This window comes from Anaeromyxobacter sp. Fw109-5 (assembly GCF_000017505.1).
Taxonomy (GTDB): domain Bacteria; phylum Myxococcota; class Myxococcia; order Myxococcales; family Anaeromyxobacteraceae; genus Anaeromyxobacter.
Window position 1 is genome coordinate 980913 of the sequence record NC_009675.1, and the last position, 12127, is coordinate 993039.

The following is a 12127-nucleotide window of genomic DNA, read 5'->3' on the forward strand; positions in this document are numbered from 1 at the left end:
AGCCTACCCTCCTATCCCGCGCATCGCGAGCAGCACGAGCCCCGAGCGCGCCTCCTCCATGTGGTGGCGCGGCGCCTTCCGCCCGAGCGCGCCCGCGACCGCCTCCGCGAGCGCCTCGTCCGGCTCGCCCGCACGCATCCGATCCCGCAGCTGCACGCGATCGGCGCCGCCGAGGCAGGCCTGGAACCCCCCGTCCGCCGCGATCCTCGCCCGGTTGCAGTCCTCGCAGAAGTTCTCGGTCATCGCGCCGATGAACCCGACGAGCCCCTCGCGTCCGTCGCGATCCCGCCCGCGCATGTGGCGGGCGGGGCCCCAGCCGCGGAAGCGGTCCGGGGTCAGGGAGATGCCGGCCTCCTCCAGCCGGCGGCGGACCTCGGCGAGCGGGACGACCTCGCCCCCTGCGAACGGCATCTGCTCGATGAACCGTGGGAGGGCGCCGCGGTCCCAGGCGTAGCGCACGAGGTCGGCCACCTCGTCCTCGTTCACGCCGGGCATCACCACGGTGTTGATCTTGAGCGAGCGGAACTTCCCCGCGGCCGCGTCGATGCCCGAGAGGATCCGCTCGAGCCGCGCCGCCTGGCCGGAGACGCCGCGGAGGCGCTCCGGCGCGAGCGTGTCGAGGGACACGTTCAGCGCGCCGAGCCCCGCCCCACGGAAGGGCTCGACGAGCTCGTCGAGCCGGTGGCCGTTGGTGGTGATCGCGACGTCCTCGATGCCCGGGGTCCCCGCCGCGTCCGCGACGAGCTCGACCACGTCCTTGCGGAGCGTCGGCTCGCCGCCGGTGAGCCGGACGCGCCGCACGCCCAGCGCGGCGAAGAGCCGGAAGAGCCGGGCCAGCTCGGCTCGCGAGAGGAGGGCGTCCGGGGGCTCGTGCGCCGCGGGGGAACAGTAGGTGCAGCGGAAGTTGCAGCGATCCGTGAGCGAGACGCGCAGGTAGCTGATGTTCCGGCCCTGCGCGTCCACGAGCGCGCCGCGCGGGTTGCACGCGCCGTTCACCGCTGCGCCCGCGGCGGGGCGCGTGGCCGGCTGCGGCCCGGCGAGATCAGGGGAACGCTCCATGCTCCACCGATTCCTGGCCCGTCGCTTCGATCCCGCGCGGCGCGGGCATCCGTCCGGGCGCCTCTCCCTTCCTAAGAACCTCCGCGGCCCCGCGCCCGGCGCGCTGCTGTTCGAACGTCGCGTGCGGGTCCCGGGCGGAGGCCCGGCCCGCCGCGACCACCCCGAAGCGGACGGCGAGCGTCCCCAGCGTGCCGAGCACGCCCGAGGCGATCCGCAGGCCCGGCGAGCCGCGGCGCAGCAGGTCGAGGACCGCCGATGCCGCGAGCGACGCGCGCGCCACCCGGAGCAGGACGCCCGCCTCTCCGCGGCCCAGCGGGTGGCGCACGCGCTCGACCTGCGCCTCGCGGTGGAGCGCCCAGGTGAGCGCGAGCTCTCCGCCCTTCGCGACGAGCCCGAAGCGGCGGGCCATCTCGCCGCCCGCGCCGGGCGGCGGCCAGAGATCCATGGCGGCGCCTGCGCTCACGGCCCCGGAGAAGGCGAACAGCATCGGGAGGGTGTTGCGCGTCTGCTGCCACACCGGGACGGCGGTGTTGGCGAGCAGCACGCCGGTGTAGCCGACGAGGGGGAGCCCTACGAGCCCCGCCCCGAGCCCCGCCAGGTCGGCCGGGCGCCGCAGGCCCCGCGCGCCGATCGCCTCCGGCAGCGCCGCCGCACCGGACAGGGCGCCGAACGCGGACAGCGTCCAGGTCCCCATGTTCATCGGGGACGTCGGGCGGAACACCCTCAGCATCGCGAGGAAGCGCGAGGGGCGGCCGAGGTCCGCGATGAGGAGCCCGGCGCTCGCGACCGCGCCGCCCGCGGCGACGAGCCGGCACCGCCGGACGAGGCCCGCCGTGTCGCGTCCGCCGGCGAGCTGGGCGGCGGCGCCGAGCACCGCGGCCGCGCCCGCGAGGCCGCCCACGTAGAAGTACGCCGGGATCATCCACCTCCACACGGGCTCCTTCAGCACCGGCAGGCCGTGGTAGCTCGGCCCCTCGGCCTCCTCTCGCGCGCGCTCCGCCGTGAACCGCTCGAGCCGCGCGAGCGCGGCCGCCGCCCGCCCGGGCGAGGCGCGCTGCGCGGACCCCTCGCCGGCGAGGCGCCCCACCGCCGGATCCACGTTGCGCCCGTCGCGGGCCGCCTGCTGCCGCCGCAGCGGATCGCTCGCGTCCATCACGTCCTCCGCGCAGAGACCACCGCCGCCATCGCGAGCGCCGCGAGCGAGAGCACGCCGGCGGCCATCGATCGCCACGACCGCACGATCTTCGCGGTGGGCACCACCGGATCGGGGGGGAGGTTGTAGACCTCCGGCCGATCGCACAGCAGGAAGAACGCGTGAAGCCCCTCGGTGCCCGGCTGGCTCGCCGCGTCCTCGCCGTACAGGTACGCGTCGCCCACGCCGCGCGCGCGCAGCTGCTCGACGCGGCGGCGGGCCCGCGCCCGCAGGTCGTCGAGCGCGCCGAACTGGATCGACGCGGTCGGGCAGGCCTTCGCGCACGCCGGCACCATCCCGCCCCTCAGCCGGTCGTAGCAGAGGGTGCACTTCCAGGCGCGCCCGTCCTCCTCGCGCCGCTCGATCACGCCGAACGGGCACGCGGACACGCAGTACCCGCAGCCGTTGCACACGTCCGGCTGCACGTAGACCGACCCGAACTCGGTGCGCACGATCGCGCCGGTGGGGCAGGCCTCCAGGCAGCCGGCGCGCTCGCAGTGCTTGCAGACGTCGGACATCATGAGCCAGGAGAACCTGCCGAGCGCGCGCTCCGTCGGGCCGAGCGCCACCGGCGTCTCCAGGTGCGTCGGCTGGATGTCGCCGAGCAGGCTCGTGGGTCCGGGCTGCCCGGCCGGGAACAGCTCGCCGAAGGCCCGGGCCCCGCCCTCGACGCCGTCGCGAGGGCTGCCCTGCCCCGGCAGCTCCGCGGCGCGCTCCACGAAGGCGACGTGGCGCCAGGTCGAGGCGCCGAGCATCCCGGTGTTGTCATAGCTCATCCCGGTGAAGCGGAAGCCGTCGTCGGGGAGCTGGTTCCACTGCTTGCACGCGACCTCGCACGCCTTGCAGCCGATGCAGAGCGTCGTGTCGGTGAAGAAGCCCAGCCGCTGCATGGCTACTTCCTCGGCTCGGTGGGCGGGTGGCGATGCGCCGTCCGGATCCCCGGGAGATCCCGCGGCGGCGGCGCGTGGGGCGGCTCGGGCCGGCGGAGCTCGAGCCCGTCGGTCGCGGACCGCCGTCCGCGGGAGTGGCGGCCCTCGCGGATGTCCGCGGTGAGCGCCTTCGACTCCTGGATCGAGACGTTCGGGTCGGCGACGAACGGGATGAGCTCGTTCGCGGGATCGCCGCGCACGCGCCCCACGTAGCTCCAGTGGTAGGGGAGGCCGATGGTGTGGAGCGTCCGGCCCCTGACGCGGAGCGGCTTCATCCGCTCCGTCACGAGCACGCGGCACTCGATCTCGCCGCGCGCGGTGGTGATCGTGGCCCAGCGCCCGTTCGCGAGCCCCTTCTCCGCGGCGAGCTCCGGGGAGATCTCGCAGAACAGCTCGGGCTGCAGCTCGGCGAGCCACGAGAGCCAGCGGCTCATCCCGCCCGCCGTGTGGTGCTCCGTGAGGCGGTACGTCGTGACCACGTACGGGAAGCGCGGATCCGCGAACGCCCGGTGGTACGGGTTGTCGCCGCGGTGCCACTCCATGCGGGCGGGGTTGCACTGCTGCCGGTAGAGCGGGTTCTCGATCACCGACTCCTCCGGCTCGTAGTGCGTCGGGAGCGGGCCGTCGAGGAGGCCCGACGGCGCGAAGAGCCAGCCCTTCCCGTCGGCCTGCATGATGAAGGGATCGTCGCCGGAGAGCGTGGCGAGCCCCTGCGCGTCGGGAGGAGGGCGGTACGAGGGCGGGCGGTCGGCGATGAAGTCCGGGACGTCGTACCCTGTCCACGCGCGCCTCTCCCCGTCCCACCAGACGTAGCGCTTCCGCTCCGACCAGGGGCGCCCCTGGGGATCCGCCGAGGCGCGGTTGTAGAGGATCCGCCGGTTGGACGGCCAGGCCCAGCCCCACTCCGGCGCCACCCAGTGCTGGTCGCCCTGCGGCTTGCGGCGCGCGGGCTGGTTCACGCCGTCCTTGTAGCACCCGGAGTAGATCCAGCAGCCGCACGCCGTCGAGCCGTCGTCGGCGAGCTCCTTGAACCCGGGCACCGGCCTGCCGTCCGCGACGGTGAACCCGTTCACCTCGCGCAGCACCGCCTCCGCGTCCGGCTCCTCGTGCCTCCCCTTCGTCGGGTAGTCCCAGGTGAGCGCGCGGAGCGCCTCGGCGTTTGGCCCCGGCTCGTCGGCGTAGAGGCGCTTCAGGCGGCGGCCGAGGTGGTACGCGAACCAGAGATCGCTGCGGCAGTCGCCGGGCGGCTCGATCGCCTGGTGGTGCCACTGCAGGCAGCGCTGCGTGTTCGTGAACGAGCCGTCCTTCTCGGTGTGCGCCGCGGCCGGGAAGAAGAACACCTCCGTCCGGATGTCCTCGGTGCGGATCTCGCCGCGGGCGATCTCCGGCGCCGTGCGCCAGAACTCGGCGGTCTCGGTGAGGGCGAAGTCCCGCACGACGAGCCAGTCGAGCGCGCGCAGGCCCTTGCGGTGGAGGCTCCCGTGCATCGAGCCGACGGTCGGGTTCTCGCCGAGGACGAGGTACCCCTTCACCTTCCCGTCCGCCATCTCGGAGACGGTCGTCATGTGCGAGTGGTTGCCCGACAGGCGCGGCAAAGCGTCGAACAGCCAGTCGTTCTCACGCGTCGCGGCGTCCCCGAACCACGCCCTCAGCAGCGACACGACGTACTTGGGCATCTCGCTCCACCAGCCGGACGGCGAGCGGTTGTTCTTCAGGTAGCGCTCGAGGCCCCGGTCCGGCAGGAGGGCGTGCGGCATGGGCAGGTAGCCGGGGAGCATGTCGAACAGCGTCGGGATGTCCGTCGAGCCCTGGATGGACGCGTGGCCGCGCAGCGCCATGATCCCGCCCCCCGGACGCCCGATGTTGCCGAGGAGGAGCTGCAGGATGGCCGCGGTGCGGATGTACTGGACGCCCACCGAGTGCTGCGTCCACCCGACGGCGTAGCAGAACGCCCCGGTCCGCTCGCGGCCGGAGTTGCGGCACAGGGTCTCGGCGACCTCGAGGAACAGCGGCTCGGGGATGCCGCACGTCTCCGCCACGACCTCCGGCGTGTAGCGGGAGAAGTGCCGCCTCAGGAGCTGGAAGACGCAGCGTGGGTCCTGCAGCGTGGGGTCGGTCCTGCGCTCGAGGACGTTGCCGTGCAGCGCCTCCCGGCCGGCGCCCTTCTCGGCGAAGAGCTCCTTGTGCCCGGCGGCGGGCACCGTGCCCGCGACGCCTTCGTACGACCAGGTCTCCGGGTCGTACGAGTTCGCCTCCGGGTCGAACCCGCTGAAGAGGCCCTCCAGGTCCTCGGTGTCCCGGAAGCGCTCGTCCACGAGGGTGGCCGCGTTCGTGTAGTGGAGGACGTACTCCTCGAACCAGCGCCGGTTCTCGATGACGTGGCGGACGAGGCCGCCGAGGAAGGCGATGTCGGAGCCGGGGCGGATGGGGACGTGGAGGTCGGAGACGGCGCTCGTGCGCGTGAAGCGCGGATCGACGTGGATGACCGTCGCGCCGCGGTTCTTCGCCTCCATCACCCAGCGGAAGGCGACCGGGTGGCACTCGGCCATGTTCGAGCCCTGCACGACGATCCAGTCGGCGTTCTGCAGGTCAGCGGGGAAGGTCGTCGCGCCGCCGCGGCCGAACGAGATCCCCAGACCGGGGACCGTGGAGCTGTGTCAGATCCGCGCCTGGTTCTCCACCTGCACGATGCCGAGCGCCGTGTAGAGCTTCTTGAGGAGGTAGTTCTCCTCGTTGTCGAGCGTCGCGCCGCCGAGGTGCGCGACCCCGAGCGAGCGACGCACCCGCGCGCCGTGATGCTTCGCGCCGGGATCCTCGATGCGTTCCTCGAAGGTCGCGTCGCGCGAGCGCTTCACGCGCTCGGCGACCATGTCCATCGCCCGCTCCAGCGGGATGCGCTCCCACGCCGTGGCGCCCGGCCTGCGGTGGAGGACGTGCTGCTCGCGGTGCGAGCCGGTGACGAGCTGGAAGGTCGCGGCGCCCTTCGGGCAGAGGCAGCCCTGGGACATGGGCGAGTCGGGATCCCCCTCGATGTCGATGATCCGCTCGTCCTTCACGTACACGAGCTGGCCGCAGCCGACGGCGCAGTACGGGCAGATGGAGCGGACCACGCGATCCGCCGAGGCGGTGCGGGGCGCGAGCTCGCGCGTCCGCTCGCTCATCGCGCTCGCGCCGAGGCCGGAGCCATCGCCCGAGACGAGCTGCCGTGCGACCGGCCAGTCGGAGATGACGGGCAGCCTGGGCATCGGGTGAACCCCCCGACGCGTCAGGGTGGGCACGCCGGGGACGTGATGCCAGCGCGGCCGCGAGACCGGGTCGCGGCGCGGCGCGGCTTGCCTGGGGCGACGTCAGGGCGGAGGGTAGGATGCCCCGCCGCCCGGACTGGCGTGCGGTCGTCCTGGCGCCGCGTTAAAAAGCTCGACCCTTGCCGAACCCGACGACCCAGCCGATCGCCCCCGCGGCCGACCTCGACGCCCGTGCGCGCGAGATCGTCGCCGAGGAGGAGGCCCTGCTCGCCGCGGTGCACGGCGCGCTCGGCGCGCGCGCGGCCGCCCGGAGCGGCGAGGGCGATCTCGCGGGCCGCCTACGGGAGCTGCGCGACGAGGCGCTCGAGTCCACCGCGAAGGACCTGCCGACCGTGTTCCAGGAGATGGGGCTCGTCCGCGCCGTCCTGGAGCGGCAGCGGCCGGACGGATTCCCCGACCCGAGCGCCCCGTACTTCGCCCACCTGCGCGTCCGCGAGGGCGGCGAGGTGCGCGACTACTGCCTGGGGCGCCACACCTTCGTGGATCGCGGCGCCGGCGTGCGCGTCGTGGACTGGCGTTACGCGCCGGTGTCGGCGCTCTTCTACCGGTACCGCGAGGGCGAGGAGTTCGAGGAGCCGTTCCCGGGCAGGGTGGCCGCGGGGGTGGTGGAGGCGCGGCGCGTGGTGGTGGTGGAGCGCGGGGTGCTGACGCGCGTCTCCACGGGCGAGCTGACCGTCGCGCGCGGCGCCGACGGCGTGTGGCGACGGCTCGCGGTCGAGGGCGCCGCGCTGGGCGGGGGCGCCGGCACCGCGGCGCGCGCCGGGGTGCTCGGCACGGGTGCGGGCGCGCGGGGACGCGTGGCGACGCCGGAGATCACCGCGCTGCTCGATCCCGAGCAGTTCGAGGCGGTCTCCTCGCCGCCGGATCGCCCCCTGCTCGTCATCGGCAGCGCCGGGAGCGGCAAGACGACCGTGGCGCTTCACCGCCTCGCCCGCATCGCCTTCGAGGATCCGCGGCGCTATCCGCCCTCCCGCATGCAGGTGGTCGTGCCCGAGCTCGGCCTCGCCCAGCTCGCCGCGCGGCTCCTCGAGCCGCTCGGGCTCGACCGCGCCGCCGTGCGGACCCTCGACGCGTGGTCCCGCGGGGCCTTCCAGAGCGTGTTCCGAGCGCCGCCCCCGCGCCTGTGCACGGACACGCCGCCGCTCGTCTCGCGCCTGAAGCGCCACCCGGCGCTGCACGAGACGCTCCGCCGCCGGCCGCGCCTGGCGGGGCAGCGGCCGGTGCTCTCCAAGCTGCGCCAGGAGCTCGGCGATCTGTTCGTGGACCGCGCGTTCCTCGAGGGCGTGGTCCGCGCGTCGGGAGGCGATCTCCCCACGACGGCGGTCGAGGAGACGCACCGCCACACCCGGCTGCAGCTGGCGCCGCCCCCGGACGACGCCATCGCCGGCGTGGACGCCGACCGGCGCGAGACGCTCGACGGGCTGGGCGTCTCGGAGGACACGCCGGAGGCGATCGCCGGTACGCTCGACCCGGAGGACCTGCCCATCCTGCTGTTCCTGGCGACGCTCGGCGGCGCCGGGAGCGGGAGGAAGCTCGCGCACCTCGTGGTGGACGAGGCGGAGGACGTCTCGCTGTTCGAGCTGTTCGCCCTGGGGCGGCACCTCGAGGGGAGGAGCGTCACGCTCGCGGGCGACGAGGCGCAGCAGACGTTCTCGTCGTACGCCGGCTGGCCCCAGGCGCTCGCGGCGCTGGGCGCGGAGCGGGCCGCGACCGTCCGCCTGGAGACGACGTACCGCTGCCCCCGGCCGATCGCGGAGGCCGCGCACGCCATCCTCGGCCCGCTCGCGCCGCGCGAGCTGCCGCGCACCGGCCGAGACGGCGCGCCGGTGTCGCGCTTCGACTTCCCCACCGAGGCGCACGCGCAGCTCTTCCTCGTCGGCGCCGTCCGCGATCTCGTGGAGCGCGAGCCGGACGCCTCGGTGGCGGTGGTCGCGCACTCCGCCGAGGTCGCGCGCGCGTTCCACCGGCTCCTCGCCGACATGCCGGAGGTGCGCCTCGCGCTCGACGGCCGCTTCTCGTTCCGGCCGGGGGTGGACGTGACCGACGTCGCGAGCGTGAAGGGCCTCGAGTTCGACTACGTCGTGGTCCCCGACGCCTCGGTCCGCGCCTACCCGGACACGGACGAGGCAAGGCGCCGCCTCCACGTCGCCGTCACCCGTGCCGCGCACCAGCTCTGGATCGCGGCCCCGGGCACGCCGTCGCCGCTCCTCCGCGCCATCCCGGCGGCGTGAGCGCCGTCACCCGGCGCGCGTGTGGCCCGTGGGCAGGAGCCGGCCGGCCGCCTCGCGGGTGCGACCGGAGCGCGCGACGGCGAGTGCGTCCCCGCTGGGGAGGAGCGGCGAACAATCCCGGCGCTCCGCGCGGGCGCGGGTTACAACCGCGCGAACTCGAACGGAGGATTCATGGCCCAGGTGACGCTCAAGGGGAACCCGATCCACACCAGCGGCGAGCTGCCGGCCGTCGGCGCCAAGGCGCCCGACTTCAAGCTCACGGGGGGCGATCTCAAGGACGTCTCGCTCGCCGACTTCAAGGGCAAGCGGAAGATCCTGAACATCGTCCCGAGCCTCGACACGGCCGTCTGCGCCACCTCGACCCGCAAGTTCAACGAGAAGGCGGGGCAGCTCGCGAACAGCGTGGTGCTCGTCGTCTCCGCGGACCTGCCGTTCGCGGCGAAGCGCTTCTGCACGACCGAGGGGCTCCAGAACGTCGTGACGCTCTCGCTCATGCGCGACAAGAAGTTCGCGCAGGACTACGGCATCCTGCTCACGGACGGCCCGCTCGCCGGCCTGTGCGGCCGCGCGGTGGTGGTCCTCGACGCGGACGACAAGGTGGTTTACCGCCAGCTCGTGCCCGAGATCGGCCAGGAGCCGGACTACGAGCCGGCCCTGAAGGCGGCGCAGGGATAGCTCGCTCCGGCGACGTCGCCAGCTCACGAGGCCAGCGGGATCGCCCGCTGGCCTCGAGTCGTCTACGTCCCCGCGCCCTCGACCGCCGCATCCAGCGGGAACGTCATGGCGCTGCGAGTCCCCACGAATGTCTTCCGCAAGCCGAGCCCGGGGAAGTCGGCGATCTCGATGGTCGTCGGCGACCAGGCGTCGCCGCCGAGCAGGTAGACGAGCTCGCCCTCCGGCGACGCGCGGACGCCGTGCGCCGGCTCGCCGGCGGGGAAGCCGAGGAAGTCGCCGGGGCCGATGGGCTCCTCGCGATCGCCGATCACCGCGATGCCGGCCCCGGAGAGGACGTACATCCACTCCTCGTCGTGCCGGTGCACGTGCTTCACGAACGACTCTCTCCCGGCGGGCACCACGCCGAGGCCCGCCGAGATCCGCTTCAACGCCGGCCGGGAGAGCCACGTCAGCCGGATCTCCGAGCGCGGGTTCTGGGGGTGATGGAAGATCCGCGGCTCGCCGCGCTCGGCGGCGCGAACGAGGAGGCGCGGCCGGTCGGCCGGCGGGCCCAGGCCGCACAGCTCGCGAGGCAGCTCCTTCATGCCCGGGATGAACTCGATCTCCGCCTCCATCGGGTAGACCGCGAGCTGGTTGCCGAACCGGACCACCCGGCGCCGCAGCCGCGGAAAGTCGGCGACCTCCACGTCCGCGATGATCTCCCCGCCCTCGAGCAGCAGGAGCCCCTCGTCCGCGGAGGCGTTGCGGACGTGGTGCGCCACGCCCGGCGGGAAGGCGACGAAGTCGCCGGGGCGGAGCTCGTGCTCCGCGTCGTCGAGCTCGACCACGGCGCGGCCCTGGAGGACGAACGCCCACTCCTCCTCGCGGTAGTGGACGTGGAAGATGGCGGACTCCTTGCCCGGTGGTAGCCACACCAGGTTCACCGCGATCCGCCGGAGACCGGCGGCGCGGGAGAGCATCCACCCGTGGACCTCGGACCGGGGGTTGTAGGGGTGGCTGTTCGAGTCTGCCGGACCGCGCTCGCTCGCGCGGACGAGGATGCGGGGGAGAGTGGCCTCGGGCATGACCGCAGCATAGCGCCGCGCGCCGGCCCCACCAGAGGGGAAGCGGTCGCAGGGGTGTCGCAGATTGCGCTGCCGATGAGGATGACGGGAACGTTCGACCGCGACCCCGACCGCGACCCCGACCCCGACCCCGACCCCGACCGCGACCCCGACCGCGACCGGGACCTCGACCTTGTCATTCGTCACATCGGCTCGCGCTGGCCTCGGGACGAGGTGCCGACCGCGCGACCGCGGTGGGCACGCGCGAGGGAGCACTACGAGCCAGGGAAGCCGGCTACGAGGGGCCGGAGAGGCGGCGTAGCCGCGCATCCGCCGCGTCGCCGCAACGCGCTGCGGTGGGCTTAGCTCCCGTTCCGCCGTCCGCGGTCACGTGGCCCACAGTCCCTGCTGGATGGCACCCGGCGCGGCTCCGGCGTACCCCGTCCGCTCGGAGGCGCTCTCACGCCGGAAACGATCCATGTGCTCGCGCCCGTAGGTCTGTTCGGCGTGCAACAGGTTGTGCGACTTGCAGGCGACTCGGAGGTTCTCGACCGTCGAGGGTCCGCCCAGGGCCTTCGGGTGGATGTGGTCGAGCTCCAGCTGCCAGCGGCTGTCGCAGCGCCGCTCGTCCGGACCGACCCACGCGCAGCGTCCGCCGTCGCGCTTCCAGACCTCGCGCCGCACTATCGCCGGGATCGTGCTCGTGGGCGCGGCGGACTCGGCGGAGGGACGTGGCTCCCGGTCCTTCCGCTGCCGCTGCCGCTGCGGCGCGATCGCGCCCTTGCGCCTGCCGTGCGTCTCGATGGCGCAGCGGATGGCCTCGCGGAGCACCGCCGCGAGATCGCCGTCCGGGATCATGTGCGAGATCGCGGCGGGAGCGCGGCGGGAGCGCGGTCGGGCAGCTTGCGCACGCCCGCCCGCGGAGCGGTGCGCGCCTGGAGCGAGGCGACGAGGTGATCCACCTCGGCCTTGGTGCGGTAGGCGGCCCGGGCGACGAGGTCGGGCAGGTTCTCCTCGGTCAGTACATGGCCGAGCAGCTGGACGGTGGAGATGCAAAGGCGGCCATCCCGAAGCGCGCCCTCGAGGCTGGGGAACCGGCGCAGCACCCGCATCGCCTGGATGCGTCGCCCGGCCGCGCCCTCGCGCAGGTGGAGCACCTCCAGGCAATACGCCCAGAGCGAGGGGTACCCGGCGTCCACGTACGCGCGGCGGCGATCGAACACCTCGAGGTGGAGGAGGAACTCGACCTGGACGTCGCGCTCCTGGCCTGCGAGCTCGCGCAGGCGCTGGGCGAGCAGGGTCGAGTCGAGGGCGGAAGGGGCGATCGCGGGCATGGTGCACCTCCTGTGCACCCTTCGTAACACGCGATTTCCGCACCTCCTGAGACGCGCCAGGATCGCGCCTGCGCCGCTTTCCGGGCCCGCCCCTTCGCCATCCACGCGGCGCGCGGGACGCGCAACGCGTGCCCTGTCTGCGCTCGCGAGGTGCGTGCTCTCGACGTGCCGAGGACGTCGGAGCGCGTTTCGCCTCGAACCACGTCAAGAGGGCAACGTTCACCCACCGCAACTGGGACTCGCGTGGCTCGCAGGAGCTATCGCTGGAGATGGCAAGAACTATTAGTGAATGTCGCCGCGCAACGGGAAACGTGCGTGCGACATCCTCGGACCTGCGCTGCCCGCTGCCCAATCCTCGC

Annotated in this window: 7 protein-coding genes and 1 pseudogene; 2 read left to right on the forward strand and 6 right to left on the reverse strand. The window is 73.9% G+C overall.

Translation table 11 applies throughout. The annotated features are described in order from the left end of the window. Positions 1 to 3: 3 nt before the first annotated feature. Genes moaA through fdh form a run of 4 tightly spaced genes read right to left on the reverse strand, consistent with a single transcriptional unit; the run spans position 4 to position 6425 of the window. Positions 4 to 1059 carry a GTP 3',8-cyclase MoaA gene (moaA, locus tag ANAE109_RS04395; protein WP_011985176.1) on the reverse strand — a complete coding sequence of 352 codons (1056 nt, stop codon included), beginning with the start codon at positions 1057 to 1059 and terminating at the stop codon, positions 4 to 6. Next, a complete protein-coding gene (nrfD, locus tag ANAE109_RS04400; RefSeq protein ID WP_011985177.1) occupies positions 1043 to 2212 on the reverse strand; it encodes an NrfD/PsrC family molybdoenzyme membrane anchor subunit in 1170 nt (389 codons plus the stop codon). Before nrfD ends, moaA begins: the two co-directional genes overlap by 17 nt. Beyond that, complete coding sequence (locus tag ANAE109_RS04405) at positions 2212 to 3141, reverse strand: 4Fe-4S dicluster domain-containing protein (protein WP_011985178.1); 930 nt, start codon at positions 3139 to 3141, stop codon at positions 2212 to 2214. The genes nrfD and ANAE109_RS04405 overlap by 1 nt, the downstream gene beginning before the upstream one ends. A 2-nt stretch (positions 3142 to 3143) precedes the next feature. Then, positions 3144 to 6425 carry a formate dehydrogenase gene (fdh, locus tag ANAE109_RS04410; RefSeq protein ID WP_083776796.1) on the reverse strand — a complete coding sequence of 1094 codons (3282 nt, stop codon included), beginning with the start codon at positions 6423 to 6425 and terminating at the stop codon, positions 3144 to 3146. 179 nt (positions 6426 to 6604) lie between these two features. Between fdh and ANAE109_RS04420 the strand changes: the two genes are divergently transcribed. Then, positions 6605 to 8716 (forward strand): ATP-binding domain-containing protein, encoded by a 2112-nt coding sequence (locus ANAE109_RS04420; protein WP_011985181.1) that lies wholly within the window; start codon positions 6605 to 6607, stop codon positions 8714 to 8716. A gap of 171 nt (positions 8717 to 8887) precedes the next feature. Beyond that, positions 8888 to 9391, forward strand: a complete 504-nt coding sequence (gene tpx / locus ANAE109_RS04425) for a thiol peroxidase (protein WP_011985182.1) — start codon at positions 8888 to 8890, stop codon at positions 9389 to 9391. Positions 9392 to 9453: 62 nt separating this feature from the next. Here the strand turns inward: tpx and ANAE109_RS04430 are convergent, their stop codons facing one another. Together ANAE109_RS04430 and ANAE109_RS23935 are read right to left on the reverse strand one after the other, a co-directional pair. After that, a complete protein-coding gene (locus ANAE109_RS04430) occupies positions 9454 to 10455 on the reverse strand; it encodes a cupin domain-containing protein (RefSeq protein ID WP_011985183.1) in 1002 nt (333 codons plus the stop codon). Positions 10456 to 10821: 366 nt separating this feature from the next. After that, positions 10822 to 11768: pseudogene (locus ANAE109_RS23935) on the reverse strand (HNH endonuclease). Between the last annotated feature and the right edge of the window lie 359 nt (positions 11769 to 12127).